This window comes from Pseudomonas sichuanensis (genome assembly GCF_003231305.1).
Taxonomy (GTDB): domain Bacteria; phylum Pseudomonadota; class Gammaproteobacteria; order Pseudomonadales; family Pseudomonadaceae; genus Aquipseudomonas; species Aquipseudomonas sichuanensis.
Genome location: NZ_QKVM01000005.1, coordinates 75,220 through 93,991 on the forward strand (window position 1 = coordinate 75,220; position 18,772 = coordinate 93,991).

Genomic DNA, 18,772 nt, shown 5'->3' on the forward strand with positions numbered 1-18,772 from the left:
TCCTTAAGCGGCGGAATCGAGGACTTCGGTCAGCCACTGGTTGGTGACTTCAACGCGGAAATTGGGGTTTTCGGCAGGCGGCACGTCGGTGAAACGGATGTTCCAGTACACCTTGCCCTGCTCGAGCTGGCTGGCGGTGTTCAACTGCGGGTCGGCGTAGACCTCGAAGTTGATGATCGCGCCTTGGTTCTTCAGGTCGCGCATGAAGGCCTGCAGGCCTTCGGTGACGTCCTTGACGTAGGTGGCGGTGATGGAGCGGTCGACGGCCCACTTGTGGCCGTAGAGGATCGCGTCCATGACGATGTCCATGGTCCGTACCCGGGTGACGAAGGCCCACTTCGGGTCGCTGGACAGGGTGCGGTTGCCCCACAGGCGGAAGCCGTCGTCACGGATGATGGTGGCGATGTTGGCGTTGTTCAGCAGGTTGGCGCGGCAGCTGTCGTCGCCATCGAGGAACTCCACCGCGCGGGTGGTGCCGGTGATGCCGACGAACTCTTTGTTCGACGGCGAAGCCCAGAAGCCGTATTCACGGTCGGTCCAGGCGAACAGGCCGGCGACCCAGGCCGAGCCGGGTGCGTCGACAGTGGCTTCTGCGTCGTTGTCCCAGTAGCGCACGCCCGGGTCGACCAGGAAGGCGCGCTTGGCGCCGAAGTTCTTGGCGTAGGCGATGGCCGCCTCATCGGTGCTGTTGGGGCCGTCGATGATAGCAATGGCGCGCAGCTTGTCGGCCAGGGCCACCAGCGCGGTGCCGACGGCCTGGGTGGCGCTGTGTTTCGGCGCAACCAGCAGGCGCGGCTGGGCGTTGAAGCGGCTTTTGCCGTCGAGCAGCGCTTGCAGGCCGGTACGTTTGCCGTCGGCCAGCACATTGCCGATGATCGCCGAGGTCTGCTCGGCGGCATCCTCGACCTTGGCCACGCCGCAGGCGACGATGACCGCCTTGGCACGGCTGTAGATGGCGCGGCAGGCCTTGGTGATCGGCGCATTCAGGCCGAACGCCGCAACCGCGTCGCGCTCGCTGGTGATCAGCACCAGGTCGTTGGCCTTGGCGGTGACGTCCGGGCCTTCGGTGAAGGTATCGACCAGGCCGATGATCGAGGAAGACGGCAGCGCGATGCTGCGCGCGCCGGTGTCGACGTTGGTCACGGTGACGCCGTGGAAGAATCCACTCATACAGGTTTACTCCAGGTTCGGGTATGAAAAGGCCCTGCGGGTGCAGGGCCTTGAGAGGTTGTTTACGGGTGAAAAAAAGCCCCGGCGATGCGGGGCTTCATGAATGTCGATTGGTAACTAAAGGTGAGGCATGGCCACTAAGTTGCAGGACGAATCAACCTGCACACCTTGCAGATCAAGCCTGTATGCCGAACAGTGCGTTGGCCGACTACCCGGCATCAGGCCCGGCATCACGGTATGCGTTTGTGCGCCGCTGAGGGGGAACCAATTGTTGAACCGGACAGCGATGCAGCCACCCTCCATCAGATCAACTTGATTCGAACGGGATACGCAATGTTTCGCGGGCGCGTCACCCCGAAACCGTTGGGTTGGCTCGTGGCAGTGCTCACAGCGCCCGAAGCCGCCACCGCAACCAGCGAAGCTGCCGCCCCATAGTCCGCTGCCACGACGGGATCAAGCCCGACACGCGATGGTGCACCGCTTTCAGGCGCTGAAGGGTTATACAAACCGGTGACACTCAAGGTGGTCACAGTACTGTCCAGAATCTGCAAGCTGCCCACCTGACGCGAGCCCGCCATCCGCTCCGGATCCAACCCTCGTCCCTCATCCAGCCCGCGCAGGAATTCGCCACGCAAATCAGGCACCCGGAACGTGGCTGCCTCGTCGCCGCGAGTCCAAGCACCCTCCATGCCGCCACGCTGGGCCTCGGTCACGATCAAGCCGGACTGCTGGGCATGGTCCCACAGCCAAGGCCACTCGGCGCGGTTCAGCAGTGAACCGTTGGGTACCCCCCAACCACCCGGGCTTAATGCAGTAGTCGTCTCGAAAATCGGTCGGCCCAGGGCCGTGCCGTCCAGACGGTCCAGAGGCAGCCATGCACCGGCGCCATCGCTACGCAAATGCCAGAAATCGCCAGCGCCCATCAAGACGAAGAATGCATAACCTGCCGCACGCAAGCGGGTGTGAAACTTGACCGTTTCGTCGCTGGCGGCCTGTACCGTCAGGCGGTTATCGCTGTTATCAATGCGCTGTACGCGCACATCCATGGGCCTGTTGGCCGGCGGCAAGGTGATGGTCACGGCACCTGCCGAGGCATCTACCAGCAGCACACCGGTTTCATGGGATGAAAGTACCTTGCTCGCGGTGATCGGGGTGTTGTTCAACCCGCGCACTGCAAGCAGGCCGCGCTCAAGTTCTGCCAGGTCATCGGCACGGCTCATTGCTCAATCCTCATTTTTTCAAGAAATACCGGCGGTAGAGGGCGGGCCGACGAATCCGGGAAGGCGTTTGACTGAGGCCAGTCGCGGAGCTGTTGCATGAAAACCAACAGCTCGCTGAACCGCTCAGTCGTCAAAGAAGTTTCACCACCGATCTCCTGCTGGTCACGGTGGCGATCACGCAACCAGGCCAGTTTGGCCAGCTCGGCGTTGCGCCAGACACGCTCGGCGATAGCTAACTGTGCCAAACCGACTTGCGATAATTCGGGGCTATCATCCTCAACCCATTCCTCGGCGTAGCCGAGTTGCCGATTGGCGAACTGGCCAGTGATCCCGCCATCTTCATTGCGCTTAACAAAGGGCATAACTACTCCTCACAGCAATTCGGTGTAGCCGAGGTTGGTAATTGAATAGAGCCCTTGAAGGGCGTAGGCCTGCATGACAATCGCAGCCGAAAGGTCGGTGAGCACGTCGAACGCCTGTGAGCTTTGCTCAGTGGTGTAGGTATTCATGGTCATACCGACGTTCCAGCCAGCGAGCGCGGCAGCTGTTACATCAGGAATGTAAGAGATGTTCATCGACTGGCTATCAGTCGGACGCAGGTACAGGTTGATGGCGGCGCCGGCGTAGGCGATCTGAAGCTTTACCATCACCCGCACACCGCGCGGCACAGTCAATGTCAGCGCCTGAGTCACTGCCCCCGTCGCGGCGAACGAACCGGCACCTTCCTTGACAGGTGCGGACCAGAACCTTTCTCTGCCAACGTCGATGAACGGGACTACTTCACCCGTCGCGCCGGTCAGGATCGATCCCGTACGCCTGATGGTTTCATAGCCTGGCGGTACGTTTGGCTCGAGACTTAGTGAGAACAGCAAATCAGGCTCGCCACTCTCGACATGTCGAAGGATGAAGACGTGGTACCAGCTGTTTGCCGTCCGTGCCCCGGTATCTAGCTTGCGGCCAGCCGTACCGGCAGACCAGCCACCAGAGGCCTGGAGCACACCACTGATGATGCTGGACAACTCAACCGAGCGCCCCAAGCCACGGGCCAAACCAGGAGCGACATCGATTGTCGACGCCGGCGCGCCAGCGTTGACCGACATCCCAAGGCCAGAATGGTAGTGTTTCGGCATCGCTGTGGCGGCTTGAGCAGCCAGGGCAGCGACATCGATACTCCCCTGATTGACAGGCGCACTCCACGCCTTGATGCACCACATCACCGCCAGGTTTCGCGAGCGCGTTTCCGATCCAGTTCGAGCTCCAGGCGATGCCGCGGAATCAAACTCAAGGTCTTTCGGCCAAGATCCACCCCCGGATGTGGTGTGAGACTGCACGTTGCTGCCGCTCTTTTTCAGCGCGCCCTCACCGGCACCGAAAGCGGTGCCGGAGTTGATGTTATCCAGCCTGCCGGTGATGCGTTGCATCTGGTCAAGCTGAGCGCTTCCCAACGTCCGTCCAGGATCGATCCCGCGCCCATGATCCCAGCCACGCAAGAATTCACCGCGAGAGTCAGGCAAGCGGAAGAACCCGGCCTCCTCGGTGCCGGTGTTGAACGTCGAGCCAAGGTAAGCAGCCAGGTCCGGATAACACGCCGCGCTCTGCGCACTGCCATCGATCTCTAGGAAGCCCAGCGGAACTGTGCTCTTGGGGAACGGCAGCATGGTGCCGACAGGGAGTGCCGAGGCCGTCTTCACCAACATATCCATTTCGGCCTTGGTGTACGTGTCGACCGCCTGAAAAGTGCCGAATGCCAGGATCTCCACCGCCTCCCCCATGCCACAAGGAGCACGGAAGGTGATCTTCTGGCCATCCGCCAGGTAGTCGGTTACTTCCCGGCCATTACGCAGGACGACGGTGCTTCCAATCGAATGCGGGGCATTGAACACCGTTTGCCCCAGCGAGGCCGCGAACGAGAACCTTTCAAAAGCCCGGCCGCTGCTGACACCGCCACCCAGCTGGAAGTAAGTGCCGTCGTAGTTCAGGTCATAGAGCGCCCCGGCGCGCACATCACCGCCGACCAGGTCGACCAGGCCGCCGGTGCCGGCCTTCTTCACCGCCACCGCTGGCCGGCCATTGATGCGTGCCGTTACCGCGCCAGTGTTGGTGGCGACGGCCTGGAACTGGAAGCGCTGGCCAGCCGCGTAGGCAGGTAGCGCCGCCTCGCTGCTCTTGAGCGTCAGCACCAGCGCATCTGCAGTGCCGCCGGCCGCGCCGAGCCAGGCCAGCGGCCCGGCGTCCTTGGCCACATCGGCGCGGCGCAGGTATTGCGGATGCGGGTCGGCGGCCTCCACATGGGCCTTGAGCTGATTGCGTGCATAGAGCTCGGCCGCTTCACGGGCCTTGTCCACGTAGTCGCGGGTGGCCAGGACGATGCTCGGGTCGATCTTCAGGGTGACGTTGGCCAGGTTGCCGAACACCACATGCATGCGAATGGTCTGGGTACGCCCCGAACCTTGGGCCAGCAGTGGCTTGTAACTCGGCGCCGGCTTGGCCACGGCAATGAAGTTGCCGTTGGCGTCTTCCAGCGCAAGTTCGCGGATCCACCAGCCGCCGGTCTCCGGCGGCAGCACCAGTTCGGCCACCAGCACTCCGGGGTCGGCTGGCGACTGGTAGAGCGCGTTGAGTTGCGCACGGTAGACCTGGCGCACCAGCGCGTTCTGGGTCGGTTTCGGGGTCGGGTCGGGGGTTTGCGAGGGTTCGCCGCCGGCATCGCCGATCAGCATGTGGGTGATGTTCCAAGGCAGCCCCAGCGCGGCGGTGTTGGCCTGCTGGGCGATGCCGACGTTGGTCAGGAACCCACCGAATTGGGTGGTTGAGTTAGCCATTGAGGTAGATGTCCAGTATGTCCAGAGTGGTTTCGTTTACCCAGTGCGCAGTGCCCAGGTGCACGTCGATGTCCGCCGCTTCCCAGGGGTACACCTCGAGCAGTTCGCCCTCGTTGAGGGCAACCGCCTGGTAGGCCGGCAGCAGGCTTTCGAGGCTGATATCGAGGCCGATGAGGTGGCGGCTGACCGGTTTGGCGTCGTCGATCAGGCGGCTCAGCTCCTGGTAGGTCTGCTCATCGATACCGGCCTCCTCCACCCCCACCTTGAGGGCGAAAGTGCCGGGTACGCCTACCGGCTCGAGTTGCCACCATTCGCGCACCTCGATCAGGTAGCCGAAGGGCTCGACCACCCTTCGCAACGCGCCGAGCGTGCCTTTGTGGGCATGCACGAAGAACGCCGAGCGGATCACCGATCGCTTGATCGTCTCGCTCCAGCTGTCGTCCCAGCGGTCGACCGACCAGGCCCAGGCAAGTTGATAAAGCAGATGCGCCGGGCAACTGTCGGGGTTGTACAAGCTGCGCAGCCCCGCCTTGAGGTCTTCGTCGGCAGCCGCCTCGAGGGCGCGTTCAAGGGGTGTGCGGTTGAGCGGCAGAAGGCTTTGCATGTCAGCCTCCGCGCTTGAGGTCGAAGCCGCTGCACCAGGCCGCTTGCGCCTTGCTCGGCTGCAGGTCGGCCCAGCCGATCAGCTCGACCCGGCTGACGCCATCGATGTGCAGCAGCGCGTCGATGCCCGAACGCGCTACCTCAACGCCCAGGCGCCGTCGTGGGTTGATCGCACCTTCAAGGCGCCGTCGGCACTCGGCGAGGATCGCTTCGTACTCCGGGCCGCTGCCGGCCATGTGTAGCACGGCATCGATGCGATACGGCAGTATCTCGGCACTGCGCACCACCACCCGGTCGGCCACCGGGCGGATGTCGTCGTCGTTGAGGTAGCTGGCCACTTCGGCCAGCAGTGCCGGGCTGGCGGTACCGTCACCGTCCAAGCTCAGTACGGTGATGTCCACCACGGCTGGCGACGCGCTTTCGGCCGTGGCATCGGCAACCTGCCCTGAGGCATTGCGGGCATGCAGGATGTAGCTGTTGCGCGGGCCGGCGGTGGTCAGGCCTTCGTAGACCAACTGCACCCGCTCGCGCAAGGCGTCGTCGGACTCGAGCAAGGCCTCGACAGGTGGCAAGGCGGTTGGGTCCGCGGCCTGGATGACCAGGCGTTGCAGGCCGACGTTGCCGGCCAACTGCTCCAGGTCACTGCCCTCGGCGTAGGCCAGCAGCAGCGCCTTGGCCGCGTCGTTGATCCGCGCCCGGTTGAGCAGCTTGCGGTAAGCCCCGACTTCCAACAGCTTGGTGACAGGGTCGCTCTCAAGCAAAGCGTTCCAGCCGTCGCCCATGCGGCTGCGGAAGGTGTCCAGGTCGTCCTGGTAGATCGCCTCGAAATCGAGGTCTTCGAGCACCTGGGGCGCTGGCAGCCTGGACAGGTCGACCTGGCTCATACGCTCACCTCCAGCAGTGCGTCGTCGCCCAGATAACGGCCGCTCAGGGCCAGGCTGACCTGGCCATCGAGCACCGCAACCACCCGCACCCGTTCAAGTGCCAGGCGGGGTTCCCAGCGCCCAAGGGCCCGGGCAACCTCGGCCTGCACGGCGCTCTTCCAGCCGTCGTTGACCGGCAGGTCGACGTAGCGGCGCAACTGGCTGCCATAGTCGGGGCGCATGCGCCGGCTGCCGAGGGGGGTGGTGAGGATGTCTTCGATGGATTGGCGAAGGTGGGCGATGCCGCTCAGGGGCTGCCCCGTACGGCGGTCCAGGCCGATCATGGGGCACCTCCCGACGCAGGCGCAGCCCGTTCATGAATATGCATGGCGTTCTCTACCTGTAGAAGAGCGTGATGGCGTGCGCAAAGCTGCGCACTCTGGTCGCTCGCAGGCGATCGCGCAGGGCTCGAGGCCTTGGCATGATTCAAGGTGCCGCAGCGCGGGCACTTGATCTGCAGTTCGGTGAAATCGCCCGTGCGGGCGAGCAGTCGCGCGCAATGGCCGCAGCGCAGGTCTTTGAGCATGGGCGTGCCTCCCTGGCACCGATTGGGTGGGCTCAGTGCTTGTGATTGGCGGTGTTGCCGGCGGTATCGATGATCCGACCGCCGCCGTTGATGTCACCGCTGACCAGCAGCGGGCCATTGATGGCGACGTTGCCAGTGAGGGTGATGGACGTGGCATCCAGGGTGATGGCTGAGGTCTCGAGCGTGATGCCGGCATCGCTGACCTGCAGCGTGCTGGCGCCCACCTTGATGCTGGCGTTGCCATTGGGCAGCTGGATGTCGTAGCGGCTGGCCTGCCAGTCGTAGCTCAGCGAGCCGCCGTCGTCGAAACGCCAGATCTCGACATGCTCGCGGTTGTCCGGCGCAGCCCCGGCATTGCCATACAGGCCCGGCACGAAGGTGCCTTGCGCGGGCTCGCCACTGGGGCTTACCAGAACACCTTGTTCATCCAGGCTGGGCACCCGCCAGTGGCGGGCCTTGCCGGCAGCGAGTGCGTGCCAGCGCACCCAGGTGCTGGTCCAGCCGCCGCCGTCACTCACACGCACCCGGGCAGCGGCCAGGTCCACCGCCACTACCCGGCACGGGATCACCAGGGCGGCCAACATGCGATCGTGCATGGCATTGGCGTAGCTCATGCCAGATCCTCCGGTCTGATATAGCGGCCTTCGTTGCCCGGCCCGGTATCCGGCTCGAAACCCAGCACCAGGCTGCCCGGCGGCTGGTCAGGCCACTCCCAGCGTGGCTCGCCCAACAGCACTGGCTGTTCCCAGCGCACCTTCCACTGGGCCCCGAGGTACTGCGCCTGGACGTTGCGGGTCGCCTCGACGAATTCCAGGCCCCAGAGTTGCTGGCGCAGCAGGTCCATCAATTGCGCCGCCAGTTCGCTGCCTTGCAACCGGGCATCCGTGCTGGCTGCGTCAAGGGTGATATCGGCCTCGAAAGTCACCGCCAGTACCGAACGGCCATCCCGGGGGGCGGCGTCGGCGACCATGCTGACAATGCCGTGGCGCAGGGCCGGCAACGCCGGGTTGCTTCCTGCAATTGCTTCGCCCTCTACCGACGCAAGGTTTGGTATCGCCTCACGAATGGTCTGGGTCAGCGTCGTTTGCAATATCGCCAACTGGCTCATGCATCCTCCTTCCAGGGTTGATCACCGTTGATCGGTTCGCGCAAACCCAGGCGCTTGGCGGCCCATCGTTCGTAAAGGCCGATGGCCACATCAGCGCCGGCCATCGCCGTCAGGCAACCAAAGGCGCTGGCGCTCCATATCGACATGCCCGTTGCATACAGCAGCATGACCGTTGAAACCCCGCAGACCATGCAGGCCCCGGATCGCAGCAGCAGCCGCCTGATCAGCGACCAGCCTCGGGCACCGGCCTTGTCGGCGCGCCACATTTCGCCGCTGAGGCCGCCCAGCAATGCCAGGACGATCACCAGCCAGAGCGGCATTTCCAGCAACGTCTGTTGCTCGTTCGTCACTGTCCTGTACTCCTTGTGTGATGCCCGCCGGCGACATGCCGGCGAACGGATGGTTGTTGCCTTCGGCATTCCAAAAAGCCCGGCTTGCAGGCTTTTCAGTAATGCGTTGGCGAACCGCTGGCCACGACTGGTGACGCCGCGCGGTTCCGCTTCAAATTGGTGTCTCCGACCGCGGCCACCTGCCCGCCGGATAACTGATCGTGGTGCTTTACGCTGCACACCCGGGCCAGTTGCCAACCCTCTGAACAATTGAGGCCTGTTCATCGCTGCCTGTGTAACAACCGGTTGCTGACCGGCTTGAGACACAGGTTATGCATCAATGCATATGCAGTCAATGCATTTATTCAACTATTTATGCGCTGATTTTTGCTTAAATGCATGAAGGGCTTGATGGACGTGGGGGGTAGGACTTTTCTGCGGACGAAAAAAAACCCGCCTGGGCGGGTTTTCGTCGGGAATCAAGGTGGCTCAGCGCGCGTACATGCCCCACCAGAACACGTGGCCCAGCAGGCTGATCTGCTCGTCCTGCATCTGCTGGAAGCTGTAGTCCTCGTCAGGGTGCTCATCACGGTTGAAGCTGCGCAGGCGGATGCCGGTGGGCAACCGGTAGACCTGCTTCACCCGCAGCTGGCCGTTGTGGTTGATGGCGTAAAGATCGCCATCGATGATGTCGCCGATGGTGCACCTGCCGGTGTTGACCCCTACCGTAGCGCCGTCACGCAGCACCGGCAGCATGCTGTTGCCGCGCACCGTCACGCACTTGGCATGGTCGAACTGCACGCCGTTGTGGCGCAGGCTGCGTTTGCCGAAACGCAAGCGTGCGTGCTCGCTTTCTTCGATGACGAATCTTCCTGATCCTGCTGCCAACTCGACCTCACGAAGAAAAGGAACAGACACCTCGTCATCCTCGACGGGGGTTTCATCGTCCCACAGGCTGATATCGCTCAGCGCCGCATGCGCCTCGGTGCGCGGCGCCGCTTCACGGGTGTCGCCCAGTTCGGCACGGCCGCGCAGCTGATCGGTGCTCACGCCGAAATACTCGGCGATCTTCGACACGTGTTTGTCGGAAGGGTCGACGATCTTTTCGCTGAGAATGCGCGAAAGCGTGGATTGCGGGATGCCCGTGCGCCGGTGCAGCTCTGTCGGGGACAGGCCGTGGCGCTCGAGCAGCGCTTTGAGAGTGGATGCTACGTTGCGTTTTTGCATAGCGTGCATAATGCCGCCCGCCCAAGGTAAATGCAATCACCCCGCGGCGCGAAGTTTTGCCCCACCCATACGCCCTGCAGCAGGCGTAAAAAGCCTGTACCATTACGCGTTTCGCAATTTGCCACCAGACCACCCGCTGTAAGGCCCTGAATGTCTGATCTCTCCGCACACACCCCGATGATGCAGCAGTACTGGAAGCTGAAGAACCAGCACCTGGACCAGCTGATGTTCTACCGCATGGGCGATTTCTACGAGATCTTCTACGAAGATGCGAAGAAAGCCGCGAAACTGCTGGATATCACCCTGACCGCGCGCGGCCAGTCGGCGGGCCAGTCGATCCCCATGTGCGGGATTCCGTTCCATTCGCTGGAAGGCTACCTGGCCAAGCTGGTCAAGCTCGGCGAATCGGTGGTGATCTGCGAGCAGATCGGCGACCCGGCCACCAGCAAGGGCCCGGTGGAGCGCCAGGTGGTGCGCATCATCACCCCCGGCACGATCAGCGACGAGGCCCTGCTCGACGAGCGCCGCGACAACCTGATCGCCGCCCTGCTGGGCGATGAGCGCCTGTTCGGCCTGGCGGTGCTGGACATCACCAGCGGCAACTTCAGCGTGCAGGAAATCAAGGGCTGGGAGAACCTGCTGGCGGAGCTTGAGCGCATCAACCCGGTCGAGCTGCTGATCCCCGATGACTGGCCCCAGGGCCTGCCGGCCGAGAAGCGCCCGGGCGCTCGCCGCCGTGCACCGTGGGACTTCGACCGTGACTCGGCGCGCAAGAGCCTGTGCCAGCAGTTTGCAACCAAGGACCTCAAAGGTTTCGGCTGCGACAAGCTGACCCTGGCCATCGGCGCCGCCGGTTGCCTGCTGACCTACGCCAAGGAAACCCAGCGCACCGCCCTGCCCCACCTGCGCAGCCTGCGCCACGAGCGCATGGACGACACCGTCATCCTCGATGCCGCCAGCCGCCGCAACCTGGAACTGGACATCAACCTGGCCGGTGGCCGCGACAACACCCTGCAGTCGGTGCTCGACCGTTGCCAGACCGCCATGGCCAGCCGCCTGCTGACCCGCTGGCTGAACCGCCCGCTGCGCGACCTCAAAGTGCTCAAGGCGCGCCAGGACTCGATCCGCTGCCTGCTCGACGGCTACCGCTTCGAAAAACTGCAGCCGCAGCTCAAGGAGATCGGTGACCTCGAACGCATCCTGGCGCGTATCGGCCTGCGCAACGCGCGCCCGCGTGACCTGGCGCGCCTGCGCGACGCTCTCGGCGCCCTGCCCGAGCTGCAGAACGCCATGGCCGAGCTCGAGGCGCCGCACCTGGCGCGCCTGGCCGCGATCACCGGCACCTACCCCGAACTGGCCGGCATGCTCGAGCGGGCGATCATCGACAACCCGCCCGCGGTGATCCGCGACGGCGGCGTGCTCAAGACCGGTTACGACAGCGAGCTCGACGAGCTGCTGGCGATGAGCGAGAACGCCGGCCAGTTCCTCATCGACCTGGAAGCCCGCGAGAAAGCCCGTACGGGCCTGGCCAACCTCAAGGTCGGCTACAACCGCGTACACGGCTATTTCATCGAATTGCCGACCAAGCAGGCCGAGCAGGCGCCAGGCGATTACATTCGCCGCCAGACGCTCAAAGGCGCCGAGCGCTTCATCACCCCTGAGCTCAAGGCCTTCGAAGACAAGGCGCTGTCGGCCAAGAGCCGCGCCCTGGCCCGCGAGAAGATGCTCTACGACGCCCTGCTCGAAACCCTGATCGGCCACCTGGCACCGCTGCAGGACAGCGCTGCCGCTTTGGCTGAGCTGGACGTACTGAGCAACCTCGCAGAGCGCGCGCTGAACCTAGACCTGAACTGCCCAAGCTTCGTCGACGAACCCTGCCTGCGCATCGAGCAGGGCCGCCACCCGGTGGTCGAGCAGGTACTGACCACGCCGTTCGTGGCCAACGACCTGGGGCTCGACAACAGCACCCGCATGCTGATCATTACCGGCCCGAACATGGGCGGTAAATCCACCTACATGCGCCAGACCGCCCTGATCGTGCTGATGGCCCATATCGGCAGCTTCGTGCCCGCCGCCCGCTGCGAGCTGTCGCTGGTCGACCGCATCTTCACCCGTATCGGTTCCAGCGATGACCTGGCCGGCGGGCGCTCGACCTTCATGGTCGAGATGAGCGAGACCGCCAATATCCTGCACAACGCCACCGACCGCAGCCTGGTGCTGATGGACGAAGTGGGCCGCGGCACCAGCACCTTCGACGGCCTGTCGCTGGCCTGGGCAGCCGCCGAGCGCCTGGCCCAGTTGCGTGCCTATACACTGTTCGCCACGCACTACTTCGAGCTGACCGTGCTGCCGGAGAGCGAGCCGCTGGTGGCCAATGTGCACCTGAACGCCACCGAACACAATGAACGCATCGTCTTCCTGCACCACGTGCTGCCTGGCCCTGCCAGCCAGAGCTACGGCCTGGCCGTTGCGCAACTGGCGGGCGTGCCGGGGCCGGTGATCCAGCGTGCCCGTGAGCACCTGGGCCGACTGGAAACCACCAGCCTGCCGCATGAAACGCCGATTGCCAGCAAGAGCAAGGGCGAGCCAAGCGTGCCGCACCAGAGCGATCTGTTCGCCAGCCTGCCACACCCGGCCATCGAGAAGCTGGGCAAGCTGGAGCTGGACGACATGACCCCGCGTCAAGCTATCGAAATGCTATATCAACTGAAGAACCTGTTATAACGGCCACCCACACAAGCTGGTAGAATCCGGCGCGGTTCGCGAGCGCTGCAGGTTATTAGCCTGGCCTGCAGCCACCACCGTGAACCGCGCTGCCCTGGAAGGAAGGGCAAGCTGCCGTCGCCTGAGGAGAGAATTAGAAATGACCTTCGTCGTCACCGACAACTGCATCAAATGCAAATACACCGACTGCGTGGAAGTCTGTCCGGTGGACTGCTTCTACGAAGGCCCGAATTTCCTGGTGATTCACCCGGACGAGTGCATCGACTGTGCACTGTGCGAGCCAGAGTGCCCGGCCCAGGCCATCTTCTCTGAAGACGAAGTACCCTCCGGCATGGAGAACTTCATCGAGCTGAACGCCGAGCTGGCGGAGATCTGGCCGAACATCACCGAGCGCAAGGACCCTCTGCCCGACGCTGAAGAGTGGGACGGCAAGCCAGGCAAGATCGCCGATCTGGAGCGCTGATCGTCCAGATACCAAAAAGGCCCGCAATGGGCCTTTTTGCATTTTCAGCGGGCAAAAAAAAGGGGCGGTTTGACCCGCCCACATTTTTTCCGTAGTCCCTGTATATCCCACTCATCGTCCTGATGAATCGCTCCCTGCGATGTCCTGGCACTCATCCTGAGCACCTGTGCCTGTCCGTCGGCACAGTTCGAATACTAGCGATTCCCACGGGGCCGACAAGCAGCGAATCTCTCAAGAGATTTCAGGCGCCACAATTGCCAACACAATAAAATCACTTGACATTCAGTAGGTTAGGAAAAGTACGTCAGTGAAAACGACATTGATTTACTAACCCCTACAACGATTGCTTACACAACAAGTAAGCGATTGCTTACACGCAATAGCACAAGGGTAGATAACTAAACATTTAGCCCCCAAGAACAAAAACGCCCCGAAATTATCGGGGCGTTTTTTGCGGCGATGTCAGTGTTACTGGAACAAGGACTCGCTGGACAAACCGTTCTTCTCGAGGATTTCGCGCAGGCGCTTGAGGCCCTCGACCTGGATCTGCCGCACCCGCTCACGGGTCAGGCCGATCTCCAGGCCCACGTCCTCCAGGGTACTGCTTTCATGGCCTCGCAAACCAAAACGACGCACAACGACCTCTCGCTGCTTGTCGGTCAACTCGCCCAGCCACTGGTCGATGCTTTGCGACAGATCATCGTCCTGCAGCAACTCGCAGGGGTCGGTGGGACGGTCATCGGTGAGCGTGTCCAGCAGTGTCTTGTCGGAGTCCGGGCCCAGCGAAACGTCCACCGACGAGACCCGCTCGTTGAGGCCGAGCATGCGCTTGACCTCGGCGACCGGTTTCTCCAGCAGGTTGGCGATCTCTTCCGGTGACGGCTCATGGTCGAGCTTTTGCGTCAGTTCCCGCGCAGCACGCAGGTAGACGTTGAGCTCCTTGACCACGTGAATCGGCAGGCGGATGGTGCGGGTCTGGTTCATGATCGCCCGCTCAATGGTCTGGCGGATCCACCAGGTGGCATAGGTCGAGAAGCGGAAGCCGCGTTCGGGGTCGAACTTCTCCACCGCACGAATCAGGCCCAGGTTGCCTTCCTCGATCAGGTCGAGCAGCGACAGGCCACGATTGACGTAACGACGGGCGATCTTCACCACCAAGCGCAGGTTGCTTTCGATCATGCGCTTGCGCCCTGCGGGGTCGCCCTTCTGCGACAGGCGCGCGAAATGCACTTCTTCCTCTGGCGAAAGCAGAGGCGAGAAGCCGATTTCGTTGAGATACAGCTGGGTGGCATCGAGCGCCCGGCTGTAATCGATGTACTTGTGCTGCTTGAGCGATGCGCTCTGTTTCGACTTGGTCCGAACCGAAGGTACAGCAGGTTCGTCTGACACCACATCCGTTTCCAAAACGATGCCTGTCTCCATCAGGAGCAGGTCGTCGTCGATGTCAAACTCCGGCACTTCTTTACTGAGAGCCATTGTTATAGTCCTTTGCTGAGTTCGAACTCAGACTCGAGCGTCACCTTTCCGTGGTAGCGCTGGAGCCTGTCCCCTCTACGTCGGAGGAACAGGCTGGGACAAGGATCAACGGCGTGGCAGGAACTGGAGTGGGTCGACGGGTTTACCCTGGCGGCGAATCTCGAAATGCAGCTTCACCCGATCAGTGCCCGTGGATCCCATCTCTGCGATCGTCTGCCCTGCCTTGACCTGCTGCCCCTCCCGAACCAAAAGCCTGCGGTTGTGGCCGTAGGCACTGACGTAGGTATCGCTGTGCTTGATGATGATCAGCTCGCCGTAGCCCCGCAAGCCACTCCCCGCGTAAACCACTGCACCATCAGCGGCAGCAAAAACAGGCTGTCCCAAATCACCGGCGATATCAATGCCTTTATTCAAACTGCCGTTTGAAGCAAATTTTCCAATCAGCACGCCGTTAGACGGCCACGTCCAGCCGCCAACGGCGCGCTCTGCGGCGGGCACCTGGGCAACCGTTTGCGAGGAAGACGAAGACGCCGAAGTGGCCGATTTGCCATTGTTCGCCGCAGGTGGCGGGGTACCGACCGGGCGGCGGATGACTGTGGTCTTGCTCGACGAAGATGGGCTGCTGGTGACCACCGTGGTGCTGCCACCGGCACCACTGCTGAAGCGAATCGGCTGGCCCGGGCGAATGGTGTAGGGCGGGGGAATGTTGTTGCGCGCCGCCAACTCCTTGTAATCCCAGCCGTAGCGGAAGGCGATGGAGAACAGCGTGTCGCCGGGCTTGACCACGTACTGCCCAGAGGTGACGGCCGGGCGCTTGGGCGCAGCACTGTTGCGGTCGACCACGCGCGCGCCGCTCGAGCCGGTACTGGAGCAACCAGCCAACAGGGTTCCCATGGCCAGCGCAATCACCACAAGCTTCAAAACCGATCGTTCCTTGCGCTGCCGAATGCCTGTGTGACCCACCCGCGCTCCCCTCATGGTGCCGAAAGATGACGATGCAAAATGCAATAATGTTGCAATTATAACCGAGCCGCCTCGCTTGGGGTGGCCCGTAGTGAACCGGCGAACGCCAGATACCCCGCCAGATAGACAGGGCCCGGCCGCGGGAATTCGTTGCTGACGCAAATATTCCGCGTTTTGTCAGGCCAGCGGGCCGTTGAGCAACGGCACGAAGCGCACCGCCCCCAGCACGCGGCGCGAGAAACCGTGCTCTTCGCGGACGATCAGCATCAACTGCTGCACCTCTCCTGCCGGCCCGACCGGGATGACCATGCGCCCGCCGGGTGCCAGTTGGTCAAGCAGTGCCTGGGGCACCTCCGGCGCCACGGCGGTGACGATGATGCCGTTGTACGGCGCCAGCGCCGGCCAGCCTTCGCAGCCATCGCCCCAGCGGAACACCACGTTGCGCAGGTTGAGCTCGACCAGACGCTCCTTGGCACGGTCCTGCAGGACTTTGATGCGCTCCACCGAGAACACCCGCTCCACCAGCTGCGCCAGGATCGCCGTCTGGTAGCCGGAGCCGGTGCCGATCTCCAGCACCTTGTCCAGCGGCCCGGCCTCCAGCAACAGCTCACTCATGTGCGCAACCATGAACGGTTGCGAGATGGTCTGGTTGTGGCCGATCGGCAACGCGGTGTCTTCATAGGCACGGTGCGCCAGCGCCTCGTCGACGAACAGGTGGCGCGGGGTCCGGCGAATCGCGTCGAGCACCTGGGGGTTCGACACGCCTTCCTCGCACAAGCGCTGGATCAGCCGCTCCCGGGTACGCTGTGAGGTCATGCCGATACCTCGGCGCATCAGATCGTCCTGTTCGCGCATCAGAGCACGCCCTCCAGCCAGCCCTCGAAGCGCTCGAAGGCGTCATTGAAGGTGCGGTCCAGCTGCAACGGGGTGATCGACACATAGCCCTGCATCACCGCGTGGAAGTCCGTGCCCGGCCCGCCATCCTCGGCATCGCCGGCCACGGCGATCCAGTAGCCTTCCTTGCCCCGCGGGTTGACCACCTTGGTCGGTGCCGCTGCGCGTGCCCGATGCCCCAGCCGAGTGAGCTGGATGCCGCGGATATGCTCCAGCGGCAGATTGGGGATGTTGATGTTGAGCACGGTGCGTGGCGGCAGCTCCAGGCGAGCCTGCGCCTCGACCAGGCGACGGGCGATGTAGGCCGCCGCCGGCAGGTTGTCGGTTTGCCGCGAGAGCAGCGAGAAGGCCAGTGACGTGCCCCCCAGGAAGCGCCCTTCGAGCGCGGCGGCGACCGTGCCGGAATACAGCACGTCATCGCCCAGGTTGGCGCCCAGGTTGATACCGGACACCACCATGTCAGGGGTATGCGGCAACAGGCCGTTGAGCCCCAGGTGCACGCAGTCGGTCGGCGTGCCGTTGAGGCTGATGAAGCCATTGGCCAAGGTCTGCGGGTGCAGGGGCCGGTCCAGCGTCAGCGAACTGCCGGCGCCGCTCTTGTCTTGATCCGGGGCAATCACCGCGCACTCGGCGTAATCCGCCAGCGCAGCATGCAGCGCAGCGAGGCCAGGTGCGGTAACACCGTCGTCATTCGAAATCAGAATACGCATGGGCTGTCCGTCTGCCCTGCCGGCACCAGATCGACGAGTTCGCGCACCACCACGGTGGCGAAGCATCCGGCCGGAAGGACGAATTCCAGTTGCAGGATATCAGGCTCGGGATAATGCCACGTCAGCCGCCCAATAGGGAGCCGCAGGATGCGTCGTTCGTGATCCATGCCCGCACGCGCCAGCCATTGGCACAGTGCCGGATGCTGTTCGGCGATGGCCGATTCGATCGCCAGCGTGGCGCCACTGCTCGGGGCATCGCCCTCACCCCACAGCGGGCCGGTGGGGTGCAGGTCGAGAATGGCCAGGCGCGGATCGCTGCACTCGGCCTCCCCCGCCGGGAAGAAGCTGCGGCTGTCGGTGAAGGCCAGCAAATCGCCGACTTGGGCGCGCTGCCAGCTGCCATCGGCCACGCGCGCGGCCAGCACCTGGTTGAACAGGTAGCTGCGCGCCGCCGAGAGCAGCCGCGAACGTAGGTTGCGTTGCTCGGGCAACGCCTGGCGCGCCGCCCAATCCTGGGCATCGTAAACGTTGCCACCGGCATGGCCGAAACGTTGGCCACCGAAGTAGTTGGGCACACCCTGTTGCTTGAGTTGCTCGAGGCGCGCATCGAGGGCCTGGTGGTCGGCCTGCAGCGCAGTCAGGCGCAACGTGAAACCGTTGGCCGCATGGGCGCCACGCTGCAGCTTGCGCTGGTGGCGTACCTGCTTGAGCACACGCAGGGTTTCGTCTTCGGCACGGGACAGGTCAGGGTCGGCCTTGCCCGGTAGGTGCAGGCTGAACCATTGGCGGGTCAGGGCCTGACGGTCCTTGAGGCCGGCATAGCTGATCGAACGCACTGGCACGCCGGCGGCGCGCGCCAGGCGGCGGGCGGCTTCCTCGGTGTTCAGATCACGCTTCTCGACCCACAGCCACAGGTGCTCGCCCTGGCCGGACAGCGGGATGTCGAGCACTTCGTCGACCTGGAAATCTTCGGCCACCGCCTTGAGCACCGCGGTACCCAGGGCCTCACCCGAGGCACGCGGCCCCAGCAGTTGCAGTTCGTTCATACCGCCAGCAACAGGGCAACCGCGTGCACGGCGATCCCCTCCTCACGGCCGGTGAAGCCCAGCTTTTCTTCGGTGGTGGCCTTGACGTTGACCTGGTCGAGCTCGACCTGCAGGTCTTCGGCGATGCGCTGGCGCATGGTTTCGATATGCGGGGCCATTTTCGGCGCCTGGGCGACGATGGTGGCGTCGACGTTGCCGACCTTCCAGCCCTTGTTGCGCACGACACCCAGCACATGGCGCAGCAGCACGCGGCTGTCGGCGCCCTTGAACTGCGGGTCGGTGTCCGGGAAGTGCTTGCCGATGTCGCCCAGCGCCGCAGCGCCAAGCAGGGCATCGCTCAGGGCGTGCAGCAGCACGTCACCATCGGAATGGGCCAGCAGGCCGTATTTGTGGGGGATACGCACCCCGCCCAGGGTAATGAAATCACCGTCGGCAAAACGGTGGACATCGTAGCCATGGCCAATACGCATAGAAGAACGCCCTGATTGAGACAGGGCGTGATTCTACCTGCTTTCATGCCGTATTGGGGCTGCTGTGCAGCCCTTCGCGGGTGAACCCGCTCCCACAA

The 18,772-nt window shown here is 63.5% G+C and carries 19 protein-coding genes and 1 pseudogene; 2 read left to right on the plus strand and 18 right to left on the minus strand.

From position 1 onward, the window contains the following. Positions 1 to 3: 3 nt before the first annotated feature. The 12 genes and pseudogenes from DM373_RS04275 to DM373_RS04330 all read right to left on the minus strand — a co-directional run bounded on the left by DM373_RS04275 (position 4) and on the right by DM373_RS04330 (position 9,937). Positions 4 to 1,170 (minus strand): phage tail sheath subtilisin-like domain-containing protein, encoded by a 1,167-nt coding sequence (locus tag DM373_RS04275; protein WP_110992380.1) that lies wholly within the window; start codon positions 1,168 to 1,170, stop codon positions 4 to 6. A gap of 302 nt (positions 1,171 to 1,472) precedes the next feature. Beyond that, positions 1,473 to 2,390, minus strand: coding sequence for a phage tail protein (locus DM373_RS04280; protein ID WP_110992381.1), 918 nt, complete (start codon positions 2,388 to 2,390; stop codon positions 1,473 to 1,475). Beyond that, positions 2,387 to 2,752 (minus strand): phage tail assembly chaperone, encoded by a 366-nt coding sequence (locus DM373_RS04285; RefSeq protein ID WP_110992382.1) that lies wholly within the window; start codon positions 2,750 to 2,752, stop codon positions 2,387 to 2,389. The genes DM373_RS04280 and DM373_RS04285 overlap by 4 nt, the downstream gene beginning before the upstream one ends. Before the next feature lie 9 nt (positions 2,753 to 2,761). Next, entirely contained in the window at positions 2,762 to 5,212 is a 2,451-nt protein-coding gene (locus DM373_RS29160) for a phage tail-collar fiber domain-containing protein (RefSeq protein ID WP_244215035.1), read from the minus strand. Next, positions 5,205 to 5,816, minus strand: coding sequence for a phage tail protein I (locus DM373_RS04295; RefSeq protein ID WP_110992383.1), 612 nt, complete (start codon positions 5,814 to 5,816; stop codon positions 5,205 to 5,207). Before DM373_RS04295 ends, DM373_RS29160 begins: the two co-directional genes overlap by 8 nt. Before the next feature lies 1 nt (position 5,817). After that, the gene (locus tag DM373_RS04300) at positions 5,818 to 6,699 is read right to left on the minus strand and encodes a baseplate assembly protein (protein ID WP_110992384.1); all 882 of its coding nucleotides are present in this window, start codon (positions 6,697 to 6,699) and stop codon (positions 5,818 to 5,820) included. Then, positions 6,696 to 7,022 carry a GPW/gp25 family protein gene (locus DM373_RS04305; RefSeq protein ID WP_110992385.1) on the minus strand — a complete coding sequence of 109 codons (327 nt, stop codon included), beginning with the start codon at positions 7,020 to 7,022 and terminating at the stop codon, positions 6,696 to 6,698. Before DM373_RS04305 ends, DM373_RS04300 begins: the two co-directional genes overlap by 4 nt. 95 nt (positions 7,023 to 7,117) lie before the next feature. Then, positions 7,118 to 7,264 (minus strand): annotated as a pseudogene (locus DM373_RS29165) (Com family DNA-binding transcriptional regulator); the annotation flags it as partial. Positions 7,265 to 7,296: 32 nt separating this feature from the next. After that, positions 7,297 to 7,878 (minus strand): phage baseplate assembly protein V, encoded by a 582-nt coding sequence (locus DM373_RS04315; protein ID WP_110992387.1) that lies wholly within the window; start codon positions 7,876 to 7,878, stop codon positions 7,297 to 7,299. Then, the gene (locus DM373_RS04320; RefSeq protein WP_110992388.1) at positions 7,875 to 8,372 is read right to left on the minus strand and encodes a hypothetical protein; all 498 of its coding nucleotides are present in this window, start codon (positions 8,370 to 8,372) and stop codon (positions 7,875 to 7,877) included. Before DM373_RS04320 ends, DM373_RS04315 begins: the two co-directional genes overlap by 4 nt. After that, positions 8,369 to 8,722, minus strand: coding sequence for a phage holin family protein (locus tag DM373_RS04325; RefSeq protein WP_110992389.1), 354 nt, complete (start codon positions 8,720 to 8,722; stop codon positions 8,369 to 8,371). The genes DM373_RS04320 and DM373_RS04325 overlap by 4 nt, the downstream gene beginning before the upstream one ends. Positions 8,723 to 9,190: 468 nt before the next feature. After that, the gene (locus DM373_RS04330; RefSeq protein WP_110992390.1) at positions 9,191 to 9,937 is read right to left on the minus strand and encodes a LexA family transcriptional regulator; all 747 of its coding nucleotides are present in this window, start codon (positions 9,935 to 9,937) and stop codon (positions 9,191 to 9,193) included. A 141-nt stretch (positions 9,938 to 10,078) separates the two neighbouring features. Between DM373_RS04330 and mutS the strand changes: the two genes are divergently transcribed. Beyond that, positions 10,079 to 12,652, plus strand: a complete 2,574-nt coding sequence (mutS, locus tag DM373_RS04335) for a DNA mismatch repair protein MutS (RefSeq protein ID WP_110992391.1) — start codon at positions 10,079 to 10,081, stop codon at positions 12,650 to 12,652. Between the two features lie 139 nt (positions 12,653 to 12,791). After that, the gene (gene fdxA / locus DM373_RS04340; protein WP_110992392.1) at positions 12,792 to 13,115 is read left to right on the plus strand and encodes a ferredoxin FdxA; all 324 of its coding nucleotides are present in this window, start codon (positions 12,792 to 12,794) and stop codon (positions 13,113 to 13,115) included. Positions 13,116 to 13,583: 468 nt separating this feature from the next. Here fdxA and rpoS read toward each other — a convergent pair whose 3' ends face one another. The 6 genes from rpoS to ispF form a co-directional block, all read right to left on the minus strand. Then, complete coding sequence (gene rpoS / locus DM373_RS04345) at positions 13,584 to 14,591, minus strand: RNA polymerase sigma factor RpoS (protein ID WP_110992393.1); 1,008 nt, start codon at positions 14,589 to 14,591, stop codon at positions 13,584 to 13,586. A 105-nt stretch (positions 14,592 to 14,696) separates the two neighbouring features. Further along, a complete protein-coding gene (locus DM373_RS04350) occupies positions 14,697 to 15,485 on the minus strand; it encodes a peptidoglycan DD-metalloendopeptidase family protein (RefSeq protein WP_425272561.1) in 789 nt (262 codons plus the stop codon). Between the two features lie 246 nt (positions 15,486 to 15,731). Continuing rightward, complete coding sequence (locus tag DM373_RS04355) at positions 15,732 to 16,370, minus strand: protein-L-isoaspartate(D-aspartate) O-methyltransferase (RefSeq protein WP_167409799.1); 639 nt, start codon at positions 16,368 to 16,370, stop codon at positions 15,732 to 15,734. A gap of 38 nt (positions 16,371 to 16,408) precedes the next feature. Beyond that, entirely contained in the window at positions 16,409 to 17,158 is a 750-nt protein-coding gene (gene surE, locus DM373_RS04360; RefSeq protein ID WP_110992396.1) for a 5'/3'-nucleotidase SurE, read from the minus strand. Beyond that, a complete protein-coding gene (gene truD, locus DM373_RS04365) occupies positions 17,146 to 18,204 on the minus strand; it encodes a tRNA pseudouridine(13) synthase TruD (protein WP_110992397.1) in 1,059 nt (352 codons plus the stop codon). Before truD ends, surE begins: the two co-directional genes overlap by 13 nt. Then, the gene (ispF, locus tag DM373_RS04370) at positions 18,201 to 18,674 is read right to left on the minus strand and encodes a 2-C-methyl-D-erythritol 2,4-cyclodiphosphate synthase (protein WP_110992398.1); all 474 of its coding nucleotides are present in this window, start codon (positions 18,672 to 18,674) and stop codon (positions 18,201 to 18,203) included. Before ispF ends, truD begins: the two co-directional genes overlap by 4 nt. Positions 18,675 to 18,772: the final 98 nt, after the last annotated feature.

Bases quoted from the DNA above. Each gene is read 5' to 3' on its own strand.
- DM373_RS04275 (WP_110992380.1), bottom strand. From the start codon at position 1,170: ATGAGTGGATTCTTCCACGGCGTCACCGTGACCAACGTCGACACCGGC.
- DM373_RS04280 (WP_110992381.1), bottom strand. From the start codon at position 2,390: ATGAGCCGTGCCGATGACCTGGCAGAACTTGAGCGCGGCCTGCTTGCA.
- DM373_RS04285 (WP_110992382.1), bottom strand. From the start codon at position 2,752: ATGCCCTTTGTTAAGCGCAATGAAGATGGCGGGATCACTGGCCAGTTC.
- DM373_RS29160 (WP_244215035.1), bottom strand. From the start codon at position 5,212: ATGGCTAACTCAACCACCCAATTCGGTGGGTTCCTGACCAACGTCGGC.
- DM373_RS04295 (WP_110992383.1), bottom strand. From the start codon at position 5,816: ATGCAAAGCCTTCTGCCGCTCAACCGCACACCCCTTGAACGCGCCCTC.
- DM373_RS04300 (WP_110992384.1), bottom strand. From the start codon at position 6,699: ATGAGCCAGGTCGACCTGTCCAGGCTGCCAGCGCCCCAGGTGCTCGAA.
- DM373_RS04305 (WP_110992385.1), bottom strand. From the start codon at position 7,022: ATGATCGGCCTGGACCGCCGTACGGGGCAGCCCCTGAGCGGCATCGCC.
- DM373_RS04315 (WP_110992387.1), bottom strand. From the start codon at position 7,878: ATGAGCTACGCCAATGCCATGCACGATCGCATGTTGGCCGCCCTGGTG.
- DM373_RS04320 (WP_110992388.1), bottom strand. From the start codon at position 8,372: ATGAGCCAGTTGGCGATATTGCAAACGACGCTGACCCAGACCATTCGT.
- DM373_RS04330 (WP_110992390.1), bottom strand. From the start codon at position 9,937: ATGCACGCTATGCAAAAACGCAACGTAGCATCCACTCTCAAAGCGCTG.
- mutS (WP_110992391.1), top strand. From the start codon at position 10,079: ATGTCTGATCTCTCCGCACACACCCCGATGATGCAGCAGTACTGGAAG.
- fdxA (WP_110992392.1), top strand. From the start codon at position 12,792: ATGACCTTCGTCGTCACCGACAACTGCATCAAATGCAAATACACCGAC.
- rpoS (WP_110992393.1), bottom strand. From the start codon at position 14,591: ATGGCTCTCAGTAAAGAAGTGCCGGAGTTTGACATCGACGACGACCTG.
- DM373_RS04350 (WP_425272561.1), bottom strand. From the start codon at position 15,485: ATGGGAACCCTGTTGGCTGGTTGCTCCAGTACCGGCTCGAGCGGCGCG.
- DM373_RS04355 (WP_167409799.1), bottom strand. From the start codon at position 16,370: ATGACCTCACAGCGTACCCGGGAGCGGCTGATCCAGCGCTTGTGCGAG.
- surE (WP_110992396.1), bottom strand. From the start codon at position 17,158: ATGCGTATTCTGATTTCGAATGACGACGGTGTTACCGCACCTGGCCTC.
- truD (WP_110992397.1), bottom strand. From the start codon at position 18,204: ATGAACGAACTGCAACTGCTGGGGCCGCGTGCCTCGGGTGAGGCCCTG.
- ispF (WP_110992398.1), bottom strand. From the start codon at position 18,674: ATGCGTATTGGCCATGGCTACGATGTCCACCGTTTTGCCGACGGTGAT.